The 19,194-nt window shown below is 61.0% G+C and carries 17 protein-coding genes; 9 read left to right on the top strand and 8 right to left on the bottom strand.

Translation table 11 applies throughout. The annotated features are described in order from the left end of the window. Positions 1-434, bottom strand: a 434-nt coding sequence (locus tag WBF74_RS05820) for an AMIN domain-containing protein (protein ID WP_424436566.1), incomplete at its 3' end; no start/stop codon positions are given. 884 nt (positions 435-1,318) lie between these two features. Between WBF74_RS05820 and WBF74_RS05815 the strand changes: the two genes are divergently transcribed. Next, positions 1,319-3,886, top strand: coding sequence for an Rne/Rng family ribonuclease (locus WBF74_RS05815; protein WP_424436563.1), 2,568 nt, complete (start codon positions 1,319-1,321; stop codon positions 3,884-3,886). 74 nt (positions 3,887-3,960) lie between these two features. On the opposite strand, the gene WBF74_RS05810 is transcribed toward WBF74_RS05815, so the two are convergent. Beyond that, positions 3,961-5,412 carry a gamma-glutamyltransferase gene (locus WBF74_RS05810; protein WP_424436560.1) on the bottom strand — a complete coding sequence of 484 codons (1,452 nt, stop codon included), beginning with the start codon at positions 5,410-5,412 and terminating at the stop codon, positions 3,961-3,963. 249 nt (positions 5,413-5,661) lie between these two features. Here WBF74_RS05810 and WBF74_RS05805 point away from each other — a divergent pair, with 249 nt between their 5' ends. Genes WBF74_RS05805 through WBF74_RS05795 form a run of 3 tightly spaced genes read left to right on the top strand, consistent with a single transcriptional unit; the run spans position 5,662 to position 8,833 of the window. Continuing rightward, positions 5,662-7,011, top strand: coding sequence for a M48 family metalloprotease (locus tag WBF74_RS05805; RefSeq protein WP_424436557.1), 1,350 nt, complete (start codon positions 5,662-5,664; stop codon positions 7,009-7,011). Between the two features lie 27 nt (positions 7,012-7,038). Next, on the top strand, positions 7,039-7,779 hold the full coding sequence (locus WBF74_RS05800) for a DsbA family protein (RefSeq protein WP_424436554.1): 741 nt from the start codon (positions 7,039-7,041) through the stop codon (positions 7,777-7,779). A gap of 22 nt (positions 7,780-7,801) precedes the next feature. Continuing rightward, complete coding sequence (locus tag WBF74_RS05795; RefSeq protein WP_424436551.1) at positions 7,802-8,833, top strand: zinc-dependent alcohol dehydrogenase family protein; 1,032 nt, start codon at positions 7,802-7,804, stop codon at positions 8,831-8,833. On the opposite strand, the gene WBF74_RS05790 is transcribed toward WBF74_RS05795, so the two are convergent. Next, complete coding sequence (locus WBF74_RS05790; RefSeq protein ID WP_424436572.1) at positions 8,807-9,592, bottom strand: thiazole synthase; 786 nt, start codon at positions 9,590-9,592, stop codon at positions 8,807-8,809. The genes WBF74_RS05795 and WBF74_RS05790 overlap by 27 nt on opposite strands. Before the next feature lie 59 nt (positions 9,593-9,651). Next, the gene (gene thiS / locus WBF74_RS05785; RefSeq protein ID WP_424436548.1) at positions 9,652-9,852 is read right to left on the bottom strand and encodes a sulfur carrier protein ThiS; all 201 of its coding nucleotides are present in this window, start codon (positions 9,850-9,852) and stop codon (positions 9,652-9,654) included. 286 nt (positions 9,853-10,138) lie between these two features. Between thiS and aroQ the strand changes: the two genes are divergently transcribed. From aroQ to aat, 4 genes are all read left to right on the top strand, one after another. Beyond that, entirely contained in the window at positions 10,139-10,597 is a 459-nt protein-coding gene (aroQ, locus tag WBF74_RS05780) for a type II 3-dehydroquinate dehydratase (protein ID WP_424436545.1), read from the top strand. Positions 10,598-10,687: 90 nt separating this feature from the next. Continuing rightward, positions 10,688-11,146, top strand: coding sequence for an acetyl-CoA carboxylase biotin carboxyl carrier protein (gene accB, locus WBF74_RS05775; RefSeq protein WP_424436569.1), 459 nt, complete (start codon positions 10,688-10,690; stop codon positions 11,144-11,146). A 17-nt stretch (positions 11,147-11,163) separates the two neighbouring features. Continuing rightward, positions 11,164-12,507: an acetyl-CoA carboxylase biotin carboxylase subunit gene (gene accC / locus WBF74_RS05770; protein WP_424436542.1), complete on the top strand. Its 1,344-nt coding sequence runs from the start codon at positions 11,164-11,166 to the stop codon at positions 12,505-12,507. 37 nt (positions 12,508-12,544) lie between these two features. Continuing rightward, a complete protein-coding gene (gene aat, locus WBF74_RS05765; protein WP_424436539.1) occupies positions 12,545-13,195 on the top strand; it encodes a leucyl/phenylalanyl-tRNA--protein transferase in 651 nt (216 codons plus the stop codon). Here the strand turns inward: aat and WBF74_RS05760 are convergent. From WBF74_RS05760 to WBF74_RS05745, 4 genes are all read right to left on the bottom strand, one after another. Next, the gene (locus tag WBF74_RS05760) at positions 13,132-13,587 is read right to left on the bottom strand and encodes a DUF2155 domain-containing protein (RefSeq protein ID WP_424436536.1); all 456 of its coding nucleotides are present in this window, start codon (positions 13,585-13,587) and stop codon (positions 13,132-13,134) included. The genes aat and WBF74_RS05760 overlap by 64 nt on opposite strands. Before the next feature lie 32 nt (positions 13,588-13,619). Then, positions 13,620-14,078, bottom strand: coding sequence for an outer membrane lipid asymmetry maintenance protein MlaD (mlaD, locus tag WBF74_RS05755; RefSeq protein ID WP_424436533.1), 459 nt, complete (start codon positions 14,076-14,078; stop codon positions 13,620-13,622). Between the two features lie 42 nt (positions 14,079-14,120). Continuing rightward, entirely contained in the window at positions 14,121-14,519 is a 399-nt protein-coding gene (locus WBF74_RS05750) for an NADH:ubiquinone oxidoreductase subunit NDUFA12 (protein ID WP_424436530.1), read from the bottom strand. A gap of 140 nt (positions 14,520-14,659) precedes the next feature. Beyond that, on the bottom strand, positions 14,660-15,184 hold the full coding sequence (locus tag WBF74_RS05745; RefSeq protein ID WP_424436527.1) for a response regulator: 525 nt from the start codon (positions 15,182-15,184) through the stop codon (positions 14,660-14,662). A 382-nt stretch (positions 15,185-15,566) separates the two neighbouring features. Between WBF74_RS05745 and WBF74_RS05740 the strand changes: the two genes are divergently transcribed. After that, the coding region (locus tag WBF74_RS05740) for a vitamin B12-dependent ribonucleotide reductase (RefSeq protein WP_424436524.1) at positions 15,567-19,194 on the top strand (3,628 nt) is incomplete at its 3' end.

Here is a 19,194-nt window from a genome sequence, read left to right as displayed (position 1 = left end):
GTATTCGCTTCAAAGCGGCCATAGCGGTAGCCGGTTACGAAGCCCAACCCCTTGTTGGCGGCGGCTGCCCCCTCAACGAGGTTGAAGGGCACGCCCTTGATGTCCACGACGACGCGATAGGGGTCAGCCAGCGTGAAGACGCGGTATTCGACCGGCACGTCGCCCGCGACTTCCATAACGAAGCGGGTCTGGTGGCCGTGATCACCGAGGCGGATGGAGGTCACGGCGCCGTTTGTACCGGGCGGTGTGCCGGGTGCCACCGGCACGGCCCCGTCGCCCAGCGCGCCTGTGCTCATGGCATCGTTGACGGCGGCGACATCACCCGCGCGAAGGTCGGCCTCAAGGATTTTCAGGAGTTCGTCGAGGTTCTGCGTGCCTTCGGGCTCCGCCGCCGCAGGAAGGGACAGGCAAATGGCGAAAAAGGCCGCGAACATGATTCGCGCGCCTGACCGTACCCCCCCGTAAAAGCGTCCCAAACTCATATAATACCCGCCGCGCGAGGCACGGCCCCTGGCGACCCCTTCCCGACGAGCCGGTCCGCGACCGGCAAATCCCCCGATTCCGCCCATCAGGGCCGGGAGCCGGAGGTACGGCGGATTGCCCCGAGGCGAAGCAACCCAAATCAGTAATTGTCAAAGATTACTTCAAAAAAGGTTACTACGTCCAAAATTTACGAAGTTTCAATGGGAAGAATGGTTAATAGCCGGGTCCTTGATGACTTGTCCGGCCCGCCTTACGCCGCTTGCCAAATCAGAGCGGCTAAAGGTAAAACCGGATAACGGTCGCAGTCTCGGCTATGAGAGGCTCCGGCTTTGCCATCCGGCAGACTTGTATCGCCGGACGGATCGACAGTTTCGGGCAGAAGTTGCGCACCGGCCCGCCCTCTGGGCAAACCGATAGCGGACAGCGCGGGCCCTGCGGTTTCCCGAGAACGGCCAATATGCCGGGGACAACGCCAAAGCGCGCATTGCGAAGATTACAGGCTCCCCTCGCCAGATGGCGCAAGGACGAGCTTCGCCGGCACCCGGCGTCTTCATGGGTGCACCAAAGGTAGAGATGCACGACGCAGTCAGACAGCACACCGAACGGCCGACGCGATGGATTTTTCCCGCGACGGAAGCCGGTTCGGTTGCGCGCCCGGCCGCGCGGGTTGTCCCCGCCCTTTCATTCAAGAACCCGCCCGCTGCTGTCCCGACGCACCTTCAAGGTGTCGGCGCGACCCGGCAGGCCCAAACAACAGGCGCAGGAGCGCGGCTTGCCGGACGCATGAGAATGCGACGGAGAGCACGCGACGGTTTGCGCCGTGGAGACATTCCTTATGGGAAAGAAAATGCTCATCGATGCGACCCACCCGGAAGAAACCCGGGTGGTGGTCGTCAGCGGCAATCGTGTTGAAGAATTTGATTTTGAATCCGAGAACAGGAAACAGCTTCGAGGAAATATCTATCTTGCCAAGGTAACGCGCGTTGAACCCTCGCTTCAGGCGGCGTTCGTCGAATATGGCGGCAACCGGCACGGTTTCCTTGCTTTCAGCGAAATCCATCCCGACTATTACCAGATCCCCGTGGCTGATCGTGAGGCACTGCTGAAGCAGCAGGCCGATGAAGCGCGCCGTGAGGAAGAGGAAGAAGAAAAGGCGGCAGAGGCCAAGCCCGACGCCGCCGAAAACGGCACTTCCGAAAATGGCCCGGAAGAAAATGGCGATGCGGACGACGAGAATGACACGTCCGACGACACGCCTGACCGGGGCGAGACGGAAGTCGTCCATTCCGACGAAACAGTCGAAAGCGTCGGCGCCGAAGATGCGATGGAAGAGACCGCTTCGCGCAAGCAGCGGACCAATTATCGCTCCTACAAGATCCAGGAAGTCATCAAGCGACGTCAGATTCTGCTTGTGCAGGTCGTGAAGGAAGAGCGCGGCAACAAGGGGGCGGCGCTCACCACCTATCTCTCGCTTGCCGGTCGCTACTGCGTGCTCATGCCGAATACGGCGCGGGGCGGCGGCATTTCCCGCAAGATCACCGTTGCGGCGGATCGTAAGAAACTGAAGGCGATTGCAGAATCCTTCGACGTGCCGGAAGGCATGGGCCTCATCATCCGCACAGCGGGTGCAAAGCGCACCAAGGCAGAGATCAAGCGCGACTACGAATATCTTCTGCGCATGTGGGAGAGCGTCCGGGAACTGACGCTGAAATCCACCGCCCCTACCCTTGTCTATGAGGAAGGCAGCCTCATCAAGCGGTCGATCCGCGACCTCTATGACAAGGATATTGATACTGTCCAGATCGAGGGTGATGAGGGCTACAAGGAAGCAAAGAACTTCATGCGCATGCTCATGCCGAGCCATGCGAAGAATGTTCAGCCCTACAAGGAAAAGCAGCCGCTCTTCCAGAAGTATCAGATCGAGCAACAACTCGACTCGATGCTCAACCCGGTCGTTACGCTGAAGTCAGGCGGCTATATCGTCATCAATCCGACGGAAGCGCTTGTCTCCATCGACGTGAACTCGGGCCGCTCCACGAAAGAGCGCAATATCGAGCAGACCGCGCTCAAGACCAATCTGGAAGCAGCCGAAGAGATTGCGCGCCAGATGCGCCTCCGCGACCTTGCGGGCCTCATCGTGATCGACTTCATCGACATGGATGAGAACCGCAACAATCGCGCGGTCGAGCGCAAGCTGAAGGATTGTCTGAAGCATGACCGCGCCCGCATTCAGGTCGGTCGCATCAGCCATTTCGGCCTCCTCGAAATGTCGCGCCAGCGGATGCGCTCCGGCGTTCTTGAAGGCTCGACCATCATCTGCCCGCATTGCTCCGGCACGGGTCTCGTGCGCTCGGTCGAGTCCATGGTTCTTCATGTGCTCCGCAGCGTGGAAGCGGAAGCCGTCAAGGGCCGCGCCTCCGCCTTCACCGTCAAGGTGCCAACCGATGTTGCACTTTACATTCTGAACCAGAAGCGCGCGAACCTTCTCGACATTGAAGAACGCTATGGCACCTCGGTCTATGTCGAGGCAGATGCGTCGCTTGCTGGGTCTGAGCACAAGGTCGAGCCGGCAGAAGCCCGCGCCCTTACCCGCGCCCGCCCGGCGCAAGGCGCTATTAACGTCGAAAGCGGTTACACCGAAGAAGATGAGCCGGATGTTGAGGAAACGGAGTCCGAAGACACCGATGAGGCGGAAGCCTCTACTTCTTCCGACGACAAGGAAGACGGTCAGCGCCGCCGCCGCAAGCGTCGTCGCCGTGGTCGCCGCAATGGTGACGGGGACGCCAATGGCGAGAACGGCTCCGCGCGCGCAGCCTCAGACGAGGAACAGGACAGCGACAGCGAGACCGACCAGGCTGAGGGCGACGAAGCCTCAAATGCCGATGCCGACGAGCAGGCCAATGGCGAGAATGGTCAGGAAAATGGCGATGGCGAACCGCGCAAGCGTCGCCGTCGTGGCCGCCGTGGCGGTCGCCGGAACCGCCGCCGTCAGGAAGACGGGTCCATCGCGGATACGGATGAAGACACCATTCTGAGCACGGAAGCCGAAGCGGAGTTCAGCACCGCCGATCCGCAGGCAACCGGTGAAGCCCCGATCCTCCTCTCCTATTCGCGCCATGACGAGGCCGAGCAGAATGATGACGAGGAGACAGGGGACGCTGAAGCCGCCGAGTCCGGAGCTTATGCCGAGGTAGAGGAAGCTGAAGCAGGCGACAATAGCGACGAAGAAGTTGTAGTGGAAGCTGTGGCCCCTTCGACGACAACGGAAGAAGCTGCAGTCGAGATGGCAGAGACAGATACTGGGGCTCCGGCAACGGACGAAGCAGAGCCTGCACAGGAAAGCGCGCCTGAGAAAGACGACGCCGCCCGCCCTGCACGGCGCGGCTGGTGGCAGCGGCGGTAAGCCCTTCTTCCTTCCAGAAACAAAAAAAGGGCCCGGATTTTTTCCGGGCCTTTTTCATTTCCTCTGACTGTTTCTCAGTTCGTGTTCATGCCCATCACGCCCATGCCGCTTCCATTCGGATTGACGAGAGCAGCGCATGTATTGGCCGAAACGCGGATGGGGCAGACGACACCACTGGCGGGAGAGAAATTATCCGTGGGGCCCTCTGCCAGTGCATTGCGCGCGTCCTCCACTGACTGAACATTGCGGGCAAGATGCTGTGTTGCCGCCGCAGCTTTCGGCTCACCACCGCCTGCCGCGCTGAGCCGCACTGTCGCGCCGCTGTAATCCGTTACAATGAGGGGTGCGAGAAAGGCGGATGCAAATCCGGCGTCTGAGGCGGGGCTTGCTGCGAAGTGAACGCCGGTTCCCGCTGCGACATGCCCCGCACCGAAAAGCCCGTTCATGGTGACGGCGCAGGCAACCGCACCGCCTCTGCCGTCAACAGCGGCGAAAGAGGTAGAGCCATGATTGTCACCTGATCGCAGATTGGCACCGAGCCGCCTCGCCGTTTCCACGGCAACACGCGCAAGCTCCGACGGAGACGCTTTTCCGCTTTCCGCCCAAAGCGCGGAGGCAAATGTACCTGCGCCGATCTCGCCTGCGGGCAACCAGACTTTTGTTTCGCCTGCATCAAAGGCGCGGGCGGGGGCGACGAAGGGGCGATAGTCCCGGAGGTCACTTTCTTCCAGTGCGCCGCCCGCTTCACGCGCGGCTTCCACGAGGCGCTGCGCCACCTGCCCGCTATAGAAGCCCGTTGCGCCGCGATTTCTGATCTGGGCAAGCGTGGGCACGAGTTCGATCCGCGACACGACGTCCCGTTCGCCCGCGAGTTTGCCGCCCGGTGCGAAAGTGGCGGAAAGGCCAGGCGATGCCGCGATGATCGACGAGGCAGTGGCAAATTGCATGGCACTTGCGCGCGAAATCGGATGGGAGGTTGCCGCAAGCCGCTCGGCAGGGGCAACGACGGCGCTCCAGGCCGCCTTTCCATAGCGCGCATGGAGATAGGAGAAGCCGCGCACATTGCCCGGTACGGCAATAGTGCCCCCGCCGCGAGGGGCCGAGGGGAGGAAGGAGATCGTTTCGACCGTCTTTTCGCCCGCACCATGCACCAAACAGAGGCCGCCACCGCCAAGCCCGGCTGCCCCCGAATAGGTCACGGCGAGGCTGAAATAAATCGCCGTTGCCGCATCGGCTGCATTGCCGCCCTGCTCCAGCACCTGCCGGGCAATCAGCGCCGCTGCGGGTTCATCAGCGACAGCCGCTCCCGCAAAGCGCGGATCACTTCCATCCGACGAGCTGCCGTCCCGGCCCGAGATGCGCGCTAGGCGCTCCGTGCGGGTTTCAACACCCAGCCCGACTGTTGTCTTGCTGTCTGTATGGCGCGGTGCCTGTTCCGCACAGGCGGCAAGCGTGAGCATCGCGGCAAGCGCGAGCGGCAGAGCGCGCCGGCCGCCCGGCACCCGCTTTTCAAAATTCGATTCCATTCCCGCGCGCCCCTCTACTCCGCCTGTTTCCGTCATATTCCGCCCCAGATTCCCCGTCATATATAGCCTTGAAAGGCGCCGCGCCGGAATCGGCCCTTTGCAGCGTTTTCATATATAGTGGCCGGTACAGTGATTGGCACTGCCGCGAGATTGACGGCTTGCAAGCCCACCCCTACCGTTCAATCCCGCCGAGACAGCGGCGTCAATGGGGTGAACGAGATAAAGGCGGAACCGGAACGAATGGCTCACTTGAGTAGCAGCAAACAGATCCTCACCGCCCTTATGGGTGCCGCATTCATGCTCTGCATTGCCCTTGCGGGCGAGGCGCGTGCGCAGGGGATTGCCATCGTCAGCGACGCTGAAACCGAGACGATGCTCCGCGAATATTCCGACCCTGTTCTGCGGGCAGCCGGAATAGACCCGCAGGCTGTGAAAATTCATCTCGTCAATGACCGCAATCTCAACGCCTTCGTCGCGGCCGGTCAGCAAATGTTCTTCCATACGGGCCTCATCACCACCGTGGAAACGCCGGGCGAACTCATCGGCGTGATCGCACATGAAACGGGGCATATGTCCGGTGGCCATCTTGTGAAGCGCCGCGAAGAGTTTGAAGGCATGGCAATGCCTGTCATGGCATCCATGATCCTCGGTGTGGGGGCGATTGCCGCCGGTGCAGGTGATGCAGGCATGGCGCTCATCATGGGCAGCCAGCACCTCGCGCAGCGCAGCCTTCTCGCCTTTACCCGCGAACAGGAAGCAAGTGCCGACCAGGCAGGTGCCACCTTCCTGCAGCGTGCGGGACTTTCCGGTCAGGGCATGCTCGATCTCTTCGCTTCGATGCGCGATCAGGAATTGCTTTCTGCCAGTCGTCAGGACCCTTATGCGCGCTCTCACCCCATGTCGGGCGAGCGCCTTGCCTCGCTTGAATCGCGGGTGAAGGAATCCCCCTATTTCGACAAGCCCGATCCGCCGGAGCGCGTTCACCAGTTCAAAATGGTGCAGGCAAAGCTGTTCGGCTTTCTGGATGAACCGAATGTCGTGTTCCGCCGCTTCCCGGCATCGGATACGAGCGACTATGCGCATTATGCGCGCTCGGTCGCCTATCACCGCACCGGCCAGCTTGACCGCGCCTTGACGGAGCTTGCGCCCGTTCTCAAGAACCAGCCGAACAATCCCTATGTCTGGGAAGTTCAGGGGCAGATCTACTTCGAAAGCGGTCAGGTGGAAGACGCCATCACCTCTTATGGCAAGGCGGTGGAGCTGAAGCCCACGGATGAACAGTTGCACCTCGGCTATGGCCGTGCGCTTGCGGCGCGTGGCGATGAGGCATCCACCAGAAAGGCGATCGAACATCTCATCACCGCTTCAAAGAGCGGCAACCAGCCCTATGCCTATTTCCAGCTCTCCATCGCCTATGGGCAGCTCAACGACATCGGTATGGCGGAACTTGCGACAGCGCAATATTACGACACCCTTGGCCGCGTGAAGGAAGCGAAAGCCCATGCTGTTCGCGCTCAACGCGAACTCCGGCAGGGCAGCCCCGAATGGCTGCGCGCGCAGGATATTGCCATGCAGCCCATGCCTGAACGGCGCGGCTGATATTTTCCCCTCTTGAAGACGAGACATATGACCTCATTTCTCCGCCGTGCGTTCCTTGCCCTCTTTCTTTTCCTGCCGTTCATGGCCCCTGCCCAGGCAGACAGCTTCACCGCCAAGCAAGAGGCGGAGATTGAGCGCATTATCCACGACTATCTCGTCAACAACCCGGAAGTGCTGGTAAAGGCCTTTGAGGAACTTGAGCGGCGCAGCGAGGATGATCGCATGTCGCAAACGCGCAATGCCGTGAAGGAACACAGCAAGGCGCTCTACAATGACGCTGAAGATTTCGTCGCGGGCAATCCCAAGGGAGATGTCACGCTTGTCGAGTTCTTCGATTATCGCTGCGTCTATTGCAAGCGGAGCTTCCAGCCACTCATGGACTTCATCGAGAAGGACGGCAATATCCGTCTTGTGCTGAAAGAGTTTCCGATTCTCGGCCCCGCCTCGATGGAGGCGTCAAAAGCAGCGATGGCCGCGCAGAAACAGGGCCGCTACCTGGAGATGCACAAGGGCCTCTACACCCATAAGGGCGATCTCGACTCGGACGCAATTAATGCCATTGCGAAGAAAGCTGGCGTTGATGTCGCGAAGATGCGCGAGGACATGAAAGACCCTGCCCTTGCTGATCGCGTGAGTCGCGCGTACCGCATCGCCGAAGCCATCGGCATTGACGGGACGCCTGCCTTCATCGCTGGCGGCGCACTTCATCCCGGCATGGTGGATGAAGAGCGGCTGACGGAAATCGTGAGCGCATTGCGCGGCGGCTGACACTTCACAAACGGGGCGGGAGATGAAACGGATCGTACTTGACGCCTATGGCGTGCCGGAAGATGTGGCGCGCTGCGTGGATGTGCCGGATGTCGGCGCACCTGGCCCGCAGGAAGTCGTGTTCGATGTCATCGCCTTTCCGATCAACCCGGCAGATATCGGCTTCTGTCGCGGCAATTACCGCATCCGCCCGCCCCTCCCCGCAACGCCCGGTGCAGAATGTGTCGGCCGGGTGAGCGCCGTCGGTGATGGCGTGACGCATGTGAAGCCGGGTGATCTCGTCATCAATCTTGCTCGTGAGAACTGGGCCGCGCGCCGCCGCGTGAGGGCGGAAGATGCCGTTCCCATTCCTGCTGATCTTGATCTCCGTCAGGCGGCGATGCTCCGCATCAATCCGCCGACCGCGCTTCTCATGCTTTCCGATCTTGTTCCGTTGCAGCCCGGTGACTGGGTGATCCAGAACGTCGCGAATTCCGCCGTGGGCCGCCTCGTCATCACACTCGCAAAAGCGCGCGGCCTTCGCACTATCAACGTCACACGGCGCGACGACGTTTTTCCCGAACTAGAGGCACTGGGCGCCGATATCTGCCTCACCGAGGGACCGAACCTTGCCGAGCGCGTGAGAGAGGCAACAGGCGGCGCTGATATTTCGCTCGGCCTCGACGCCGTGTCGGGCGAAGCAACGGCGCGGATTGCCGCCTGCCTGCGCGACGAAGGCACGATCTGCACCTATGGCTCCATGAGCGGCGAAGCGCCTTCGGTCTCGGTCGCCGATGTCGTATTCCGCGGCATGACCTTCACCGGATTCATGCTCGGCCGCTTCATGGCACGGCGCAGCGCCGAAGAAATCCGCGCCATCTATGCCGAACTCGGCGAACAGATGCGCAAGGGTGCGATCCATGCTCCGGTCGATAGCGTCTATGCCATCGAAGATATCCGCGACGCTCTTATCCGCGCCCAGACGGGCGGACGGCACGGGAAGGTGCTGGTCAGTCCGGGCGGTGAAGTGCTCCAGAAAGAGCCGTCCCTAGATCAACCCGCCCAGCGGGGATGACGGGTCGGCATACATTTTCTTTGGCATGCGACCAGCCAGATAAGCGAGGCGTCCTGCTTCCACCGCGAGTTTCATGGCGCGGGCCATGCGGATCGGGTCCTTGGCTTCGGCAATGGCCGTGTTCATCAGCACGCCGTCGCAGCCGAGTTCCATTGCGATGGCGGCGTCTGAGGCTGTGCCGACGCCTGCATCCACCAGCACCGGCACTTTCGATTGCTCGATGATGAGGCGAATGTTGATCGGGTTCTGGATGCCGAGGCCGGAGCCGATGGGAGCGGCCAGTGGCATGATTGCGCAGCAACCCATATCTTCGAGCTTCTTCGCCATGATGGGATCATCGGTGCAATAGACCATCACCTCGAAACCATCCTTCAACAGTGCCTCTGCCGCACGCAGCGTTTCGACCATGTCGGGATAGAGCGTCTTCTGGTCGCCCAGCACTTCAAGCTTCACGAGGTTCCAGCCACCTGCCTCACGCGCGAGGCGGAGGGTGCGCACAGCATCTTCCGCCGTGTAGCAGCCTGCGGTGTTCGGCAGATAAATGATCTTGTTCGGGTCGATATAGTCCACGAGCATCGGCTCGTCGGGATTGGTGATGTTCACGCGACGCACGGCGACAGTCACGATCTCGGCGCCTGCGGCTTCCACCGCAGCGGCGTTCTCGGCGAGGCTTTTATATTTTCCCGTGCCGACGATGAGGCGCGATTTCAGCTTGCGGCCCGCAACAATGAATGTGTCGTCATCCGCCGTGCCGTCGATACGCGTTGCCGCTTCGGTCACTTCAGTTACTCCCGGTTTACCCTGTTGATGATCGAGCCCTAGCCGCCGCCGACAAATTTCACGATCTCGAGGCGGTCGCCCTCTTTCAGCATGACTTCGCCATAGGCCGAGCGCGGCACGATCTCAAGATTGAGTTCAATCGCAATCTTTTGCGGCGCAAAGCCGAAACTCTCGATGAGGCCCAGCACCGTCATGGGTGCTTCCACCTCGCGCAATTCACCGTTCACCGTGAGTTTCATAGGATATCGCGTGCCTTTCCGTTGCGGCGGATAATGGTGGAGGGGCGCGCGAAGTTCAAGGTGCGGGCAAGCAATGGGGCCATGCCCCCGCCCGGTCCCAACCCCTTGGAGAACAAGGCTTTTACTGACCCGGCGCTTTGCGTATAAAGAAAGCCACGATTCGGGGGAGCAAAGCCGCGGGCAGCATCATATTTTCGCCTTGTTGCCGCATGATAGGTTCCCCATCCATAACCCGGTCCTCTGCTGGATTTTCCGGCCCGGGACCATGCAGGAAGCCTTCGACGAGATGGCCAAATCCAGCTCGAAAGCAGCGGTAAAGCCGGTCCATGTGCTCAACGGGCCGAACCTGAACCTGCTCGGCCTGCGCGAGCCGCATATTTACGGCTCGACCACGCTTGCCGATATCGAGAAGCAGGTAGCCGCGCGGGCGAAGGCGCTGGGCCTTGCCGTTGTCTGCCGCCAGTCCAACCATGAGGGCGAGCTTGTGGACTGGATCCATGAGGCACGGCAGAAGGCGAGCGGCCTCATCCTCAATGCGGGCGCTTATTCTCACACCTCGATTGCCATCCATGACGCGCTGGCGACGCTCGATATGCCGGTGGTCGAAGTTCACATCTCCAATGTCTATAAGCGTGAGAGCTTCCGTCATCACTCCACGATCTCATCCGTTGCAACGGGCGTGATCTGTGGTCTGGGGACGATCGGCTATGAGCTCGCGCTTGAGGCGATCAAATCCAAACTCTAGAGGGCACACGCCTTGGCATCGAAAACCACGCCGCCCAAATCCATTGAAGACGGCAAGTCCGCGCGTAAACAGGAAAGCAAGAAGAGCGAGATGAGCAAATCAGGCGTTGATCAGGAATTGATCCGGCAACTCGCAGCCCTCCTCACGGAGACGGATCTGAGCGAAATCGAAATTGAGACGGATGATCTCAAGCTGCGCGTGGCGCGGCAGATCACGCCGACCGTGGCACATGTGGCCCCGGCTGCGGCAGCAGCGCCTGCTGCGGCACCGGTCGCCCCTGCCGCCGCACCTGCGGCTGCCGATGCAGCTTCTCATCCGGGCGCCGTCACCTCGCCGATGGTGGGAACCGCCTATCTCGCACCTGAGCCTGGTGCAAAGCCCTTTGTCACGGCGGGCCAGATGGTGAGCGAGGGGCAGACGATCCTCATCATCGAGGCGATGAAGACCATGAACCATATTCCGGCTCCGCGCTCCGGCAAGCTCACTGCGGTTCTCGTGGACGACGGCCAGCCGGTCGAGTTCGGCGAGCCGCTTTTCGTCATAGAGTAAGGGACGGACCCCGTCGCATGTTCGAGAAGGTTCTCATTGCAAATCGCGGCGAGATTGCGCTGCGTCTCCATCGTGCCTGCCGCGAGATGGGTATCAAGACGGTTGCCGTCCACTCCACGGCGGATGCCAATCCGATGCATGACCGCCACGCCAATGAGAGCGTGTGCATCGGCCCCGCCCCCGCAAGCGAGAGCTATCTCAATATTCCCGCTATCATCTCCGCCTGCGAGATCACCGGCGCGGATGCGGTTCACCCAGGCTACGGATTTCTGTCGGAGAACGCGAAGTTTGCCGACATTCTGAAGGCGCATGGCATCACCTTCATCGGCCCGAGCGGCGATCACATTCGTCTGATGGGCGACAAGATCCAGGCGAAGGTCACCGCGAAGGAACTGGGCATTCCCGTTGTGCCGGGTTCTGATGGTGCCATCACGACCAATGAGCAGGCCTATAAGGTGGCCGAAGAGACGGGCTATCCCGTCCTCGTGAAAGCTGCGGCAGGCGGCGGCGGACGCGGCATGAAGGTCGCTCACTCCAGGGAGGAGCTTTCCAACGCCCTTTCCACAGCACGCGCGGAAGCGAAGGCGGCCTTCGGCGACGACTCGCTCTACATGGAAAAATATCTCAGCAAGCCGCGCCATATCGAGGTGCAGGTCATTGCCGATGCGCATGGCAATGTAGCGCATCTGGGAGAGCGCGACTGCTCCCTGCAGCGCCGCCACCAGAAGGTGCTGGAAGAATGCCCCTCGCCCGCGCTCAATGCGCAGCAGCGTGCAGAGATCGGCGGCATCGTCGCCCGCGCGATCAAGAAGCTCGGTTATCTCGGCGTCGGCACTGTCGAGTTCCTTTATGAAGACGGGCAGTTCTTCTTCATCGAAATGAATACGCGCCTGCAGGTGGAGCATCCGATCACGGAAGCCATCACCGGCATTGATCTCGTGCGCGAGCAGATCCGCATTGCAGCGGGCATGGAAATGAGCTTCCGGCAGGAAGATGTGCAGTTCAACGGCCATGCCGTTGAGTGCCGCATCAATGCGGAAGACCCCAAGACCTTCGCTCCCTCCCCTGGCACCGTGAAGGATTTTCACACGCCGGGCGGGCTTGGTGTGCGCGTTGATAGCGCCGTTTATTCCGGCTATCGCATCCCGCCCTATTACGACAGCCTTATCGGCAAGCTGGTGGTGAGCGGGCGCAACCGGAACGAGTGCCTGATGCGCCTGCGCCGGACACTGAATGAATTCGTGATTGACGGCATCAAGACCACCATTCCGCTGTTTCAGGAACTGGTGAACGAGCCGGACTTCATGAATGGCGACTATCACATTCACTGGCTCGAAGATTTCCTGAAGCAGAAGTCCTGATCTGGCCACGCGCCGGTGACAGGCTAAGGTAGCAGGCATGAGCGAGATCGATGCCGATATGCTGCTGCGCGCCTATGCCTATGGCGTGTTTCCGATGGCGGAGTCGCGTGATGACCCGCAGCTCTACTGGATTGACCCGGAAGCGCGCGGTGTTCTGCCGCTGGACAAGTTTCACGTCCCCCGCCGCCTCAAGCGCACCATTCGCCAGCGTCTTTTTGACGTGCGGATCGACACGAGCTTTCGTGAGGTGATGCTTGGTTGCGCGGAAGCCGCACCGGGGCGCGATGGCACCTGGATCAACGCGCGCATTCTCGAGCTTTATACGGAACTGCATGAGCGCGGGCACGCCCATTCTGTCGAGTGCTGGCGGGACGGAAAGCTCGTTGGCGGGCTTTACGGCGTCTCAATCGGCGCGGCGTTCTTTGGCGAGAGCATGTTTTCGCGCGAGACGGATGCGAGCAAGGTTGCACTTGTCTATCTTGTCGCGCGCCTCATCCGGGGCGGCTACAAGCTGCTGGATACGCAATTCGTGACAACGCATCTTGCGCAATTCGGAGCGCGGGAAATTTCGCGTGAGGCCTATCGCGAGAGGCTCGCCCGCGCCATTGCGACGGATGCGGATTTTTATTCGCTGGCTCTCGATACCGCGCCGGAAGAGATTTTGCAGTCCGTCAGCCAGATATCATAGACGGGGTGTTCCAGCGCGTTGAGGCCGGGATTTTCGGCAAACATCCATCCCTTGAAGATGGGCGCATTGGCCTCTGCATCGTCATCATGCGGTGCGGCCGCCTCGCCTTCCGACTTGTCATCGTGGCGCTCAAGCTGGCGGATCTCCACATAGGTCGCCGTGCGCGGTGTTTCTTCGGGCGGTTTCTTGTCACAATCACGCACCAGCACTTCCAGCGAGCCGAATTGCACAGGCTCCCCCACCCGCGCATCGAAACTCGCGACGCGCGCCGTGATCTTGTCGAGACCGCTGAAAACGGCGACGGGATATTTGTCGGCAAGCGCAGGCGCGGCAGAAAGCGCAACAAGCGCCAGCACGGCCGCGAGTGATGGATAAAGGCGATGATGCTTCATCGAAACGCTCCGGCGCCGCCTCAGGAGGCTGCTCAGTTGCTCTTGTCGCTATCCGTCGCGGAAAAGACGGCCTGACCGATCAGGCTCATCAGGTCGAGCGAGCCTTGCGTGAACATGATCTCGCCGCCATGCGTCAGAAGCTCTTCGCTACCGCCGGGGGTGAGCGAGATATAGCTGCCGCCCAGCAGACCTTCACTGGTGATCTTGGCGCTGGTGTCATCCGGCAGTTTGACATCACTCGCAATGTCGAGTGTGACCATCGCCTGATAGGTTTCGGGGTCGAGCTGCTGGGCCACCACTGTGCCGACCTTGATGCCGGAGAGGCGAACATCCGCTCCCGTGGCCAGCCCGTCAACCGCGCTGAAAGCTGCCTTCACCTGATAGCCCGATGAACTGCGCATGCCGGATGTTGAGTAGCCATAAAAAAGGAAGACGGCTGCCACAGCTACAACCAGCGTACCGATCAGCGTTTCGACGAGATTGCTCTGCATGGTTTTCCTCAATGGCACCCGCGCGAGCGCGGGCGTGGTGAATTATTCCGGTTGCCAGGCCTTGTAGTCACCCGTTGCCTGCGGGCGCTGGGCGCCCTTGAGGAGGCTGCCAGCCGGGCGATAGGCATGCGGCGTGCCGGTGAGGTTCGGCACATGCGGCTTCTGCCACTCGCGAGGCGTGTAGTTCTCCTCGGTCGGCGGCGTATCCACAGTGTGGTGCAGCCAGCCATGCCAATCCGGCGGCACACGCGACGCCTCGACCTGACCGTTATAGATCACCCAGCGGCGCCTGTAGCCGCCGACCGAGGCGCCATCCTTGGCCTCGTAATATTTATTGCCCTGCTCGTCCTCGCCCACGAGGCGCCCCTTGCGCCATGTGTAGAAGCGCGTGCCCATGGTCTGGCCATGCCACCAGATGAAAATTTCCGAAAACAAACCCATGAAGGCGAACCCTGTTGGAAGCGGTGGGCGCAGACGGCCTCAGCCCGAACTCTATTCTAGCCGCGATTCCGGCAAACGCGGGCCGGAAAACGGGCAGAATATGGCACCGGGGGTATGTCCAGTCCAGCCTTGCTGCGGGTTTATTCGAGCGCCCAGGTCGTCTGACCGACTTCGCGCGTGCGCCGCAACCCCTCGCGCTCCTTGAAAATCATGGGCTGGCGGTAAATATCGCCGGCCACAGTGAATTCCCGCGCGTCATTCAGCACCCATTCGATGCGGTGAAGGAGGCTCGCCGGGGTGACGGGCTTCACCAGCAGATGGGTGGCGCCGATCTCGAAGGCTTCCTTGATGAGCGAGTGGGAGGCGTGACCCGTCAGCACGATGATGGGTGTGAAGCAAACCGGCTCATTGCCCACCGCGCGCACACTGGTGATGAAATCCCGCCCGTTCATGGGCTGCATTTCCCAGTCGGAAATGACGAGGTCGATGTCGTGGAGCTGGAGCTCCATCAGCCCGTCCGTACCGTCGCGGGCCTGACGAACATGAGTGATGCCGAAGGTGTTGAGCATGGTACGAAGCAGGAGACGCATGCTCCCGTTGTCCTCAACCATGAGAACCTTGAGCGATTTCAGCTCTTTGCCGAAGGCTGTGCTCCGATCGCCCACGTGGCGCTCCGCTTTTCGGGGGTTTCTCAGTGATTGGTACCATCCTGCAGGTTTCTGCCGGGTTAATTGTCGATTCGCCGGGAGAGCCACCGTATGTCGTGGCCGGGAATGCCCGTCATAGCTACATCTTGCGGCTTTGGCTTGACGACCCCGGCCTGTCCTTCCTAGGATTTGTCTTCCCCGAGGGGGAGAGGCAAGAGAAACAGCGGCCACACAAACAGGGCAAAACAGTCTCGGCGGCTAAAGTCTTTTGGAATCAAGGTCTTAAACCCGAATTCCAGAGTGACTTGGCGCAACGGACTTCTGCGCCCCGGTAACAGGCCGGATGCCCTTCCCTCCCCGGCCGGGGGCGAGCGTTCACGAGCGGAAATCCGGGGGTCAGATGCGTATCCAGCGTTGCTTCACTGTCGAGGGTCAGTCGCCTTACGAAAGCATCGAATTCAGGACGACGGCGAGTGAGATCCGCAACCCGGACGGGTCGGTGGTCTTCCATCTGCAGGACATTCAGGTTCCCGCCGAGTGGAGCCAGGTGGCCTGTGACGTGCTCGCCCAGAAATATTTCCGCAAGGCCGGTGTCGCGGCCATTCTGAAGGCTGTGCCGGAAGAAGGTGTTCCTTCCTTCCTGTGGCGTCATGAGCCGGACCATGAAGCGCTCGCGGCCCTGCCCGCTGACGCGCGCTTTGGCCCCGAGCGCGACGCCCGGCAGGTCTTTGACCGTCTCGCAGGCACCTGGACCTATTGGGGCTGGAAAGGCGGCTATTTCGACACGGAAGCGGATGCGCGCGCATTTTTCGACGAGCATCGCTTCATGCTGGCCGCGCAGATCGCAGCGCCGAACAGCCCGCAATGGTTTAATACCGGCCTTCACTGGGCCTATGGCATTGATGGTCCGGCGCAGGGCCACTGGCGCACCGACCCGGAGACGGGTATCACCGCGCAGACGGAAACGGCTTATGCATTTCCGCAGCCTCATGCCTGCTTCATCCAGAGCGTGAATGACGATCTCGTCAACGAGAACGGCATCATGGACCTTTGGGTGCGCGAGGCGCGCCTCTTCAAATATGGCTCCGGCACGGGTTCGAACTTCTCCAATTTGCGCGGTGAGAACGAAGCTCTCTCCGGCGGCGGCAAGTCTTCCGGCCTGATGAGCTTCCTTAAGATCGGCGACCGCGCAGCGGGCGCGATCAAGTCCGGCGGTACCACGCGCCGCGCGGCGAAGATGGTCATTGTTGATATCGACCATCCCGACATCGAAGACTTCATCGAATGGAAGGTGAAGGAAGAGCAGAAGGTTGCCGCGCTCGTCACCGGCTCGAAGGTGGCTCGCAAGCACCTCTCCGCCATCATGCGTGCCTGCGTGAACTGCGAGGCCGATGACGATGCCTGTTTCGACCCGAAGAAGAACCCGGCGCTGAAGCGCGAAATCGTAGCTGCGCGCAAGGCATTTGTACCGGAAAACTATATCCAGCGCGTGATCCAGTTCGCGCGGCAGGGATATACCGATCTCGAATTCGATGTTTATGACACTGACTGGGATTCGGAAGCCTATCTCACCGTTTCGGGCCAGAACTCGAACAACTCCGTTCGGGTGACAGACGAGTTCCTCCGTGCTGTCGAGCAGAATGAGGAATGGGCGCTCAGGAGCCGCCTCAATGGCGAGGTTACGAAGCGCATTCCTGCGCGGGAACTCTGGGAAAAGATCGGCATTGCTGCCTGGGCGAGCGCCGATCCGGGCATCCAGTATCACACCACCATCAACGACTGGCACACCTGTCCTGCATCAGGACCGATCCGCGCCAGCAATCCGTGCTCGGAGTATATGTTCCTTGACGACACGGCCTGCAATCTCGCCTCGATCAACCTGATCCAGTTCCGCGAAGCGGATGGCCGCTTTGATGTGGAAGCCTTCGAACATGCGGTAAAGCTTCTCACCATCGTGCTCGAGATTTCCGTTCTCATGGCGCAGTTCCCGAGCCGCGAGATTGCGGAGCGCAGCTATCGCTTCCGCACGCTCGGCCTTGGCTTTGCCAATATTGGCGGGCTGCTCATGTCCTGCGGCCTTGGCTATGACTCGCGGGAAGCGCGCGCGCTCACCGCTGCGATCAGCGCCATCATGACCGGTGTTGCCTATGCAACCTCCGCACAGATGGCAAAGGAACTCGGCGCATTCCCGGGCTTTGAAGAAAACCGGGAGCATATGCTCCGCGTGATGCGCAACCATTCGCGCGCGGCCCACAGCCTCAATGGCGGCTACGAAGGCCTCTCCGTCTATCCGGTCGCGCTTGACGCATCGGCCTGCCCGCAGTCTGACCTTGTGGATCATGCGCGCGCCTCATGGGATCTCGCTGTCTCTATGGGTGAGCGTTATGGCTATCGCAATGCGCAGACAACCGTCATCGCGCCGACAGGCACGATCGGCCTTGTCATGGATTGCGACACGACCGGCATCGAGCCTGATTTTGCCCTTGTGAAGTTCAAGAAGCTCGCGGGCGGCGGCTATTTCAAGATCATCAACCGCGCCGTGCCGCAGGCGCTGCGGACGCTCGGCTATTCCGATGAGGCGATCGAGGAGATCGTCGCCTATGCGGTGGGTCATGGCACATTGGCCAATGCGCCGGGCGTGAATCATGAGCGACTGAAGGAGCGCGGCTTTACGCAGGAGAAGATCGACGCTGTCGAGGCGGCGCTCGCGACCGCCTACGACATCCGCTTCGTCTTCAACAAGTGGCAGCTTGGTGAAGAGTTCTGCACGCAGACGCTCGGTCTCGATGCCGATGCGATGGATGATCTCGATTACGACATGCTCTCCGCACTCGGCTTCACGAAGCAGGAAATCGAAGCGGCGAACCTTCATGTCTGCGGCACCATGACGCTTGAAGGCGCGCCGGGCCTCAAGGATGAGCACATTCATGTGTTCGACTGCGCGAACCCCTGCGGCCGTACGGGCACGCGCTATCTCTCTGTCGAGAGCCATATCCGCATGATGGCGGCGGCCCAGCCCTTCATTTCTGGTGCGATTTCCAAAACGATCAATATGCCGAACTCGGCAACTGTTGAAGAGTGCAAGGAGAGCTACATGCTTTCCTGGAAGCTCGGCATCAAGGCAAACGCGCTTTACCGCGACGGCTCGAAACTGTCACAGCCTCTCAACGCGCAGCTTCTCGAAGATGAAGCGAGCGGGGACGAGGAAGAAAGCGCCGTTGAAACGCTGATCGCGCAGCCTCAGGCAGAGCGTGCCCGCATCGTCGCGGAACGTGCTGCGATGGGCCTTGCCGAACGTGTAGTCGCTGCCGAGAAAACCCGCGAGCGCCTGCCCGACCGGCGCAAGGGGTACACGCAGAAGGCGCTTGTGGGCGGCCACAAGGTTTATCTCCGCACCGGCGAATATGATGATGGCCGGATCGGTGAAATCTTCATCGACATGCACAAGGAAGGGGCTGCCTTCCGCAGTCTGATGAACAACTTCGCCATTGCTGTTTCGCTCGGCCTGCAATATGGCGTGCCGCTGGAAGAATATGTGGAGGCCTTCACCTTCACGCGCTTCGAGCCTGCGGGTCTTGTGCAAGGCAATGACCGGATCAAGAACGCAACCTCGATCCTCGACTATGTGTTCCGCGAACTTGCGGTCTCCTATCTTGGCCGCTCCGATCTCGGCCATGTCGATCCGAAGGAGCTTGCCTTCGACGCGATGGGAGACGGCGCCGACGAAGGCAAGGCGCCGGCCATGCCTGCCGCCGCCGTGGTGAGTCCCGGCTATACCCGCATGGCGCAGATGGGGAACCTCTATCTTGTGCGCGGCGGTGCCGCTGCCGAGGCACGCGCCGAAACGGTTGCCGCGCCGGCCGTCCGTGAACAGACCATCAAGGCGGAAGTCATGGCCGCCGGCGCGCTGATGCGGGCAGGCTCCGGCGAAAGCTATGCCGCAGCATCGTCCGGCGCGGTCAGCCTCTCTGCTGCCCCCGCCAGCGGCGCTTCCCGCGTCGCCGAGGCCCGGATGAAGGGCTACGAGG

This window comes from Parvibaculum sp. (assembly GCF_049672805.1).
Classification (GTDB): Bacteria; Pseudomonadota; Alphaproteobacteria; order Parvibaculales; family Parvibaculaceae; genus Parvibaculum.
Note: the sequence above shows the minus strand (reverse complement) of the source record. Positions and strands in the feature narration are given on the sequence as shown.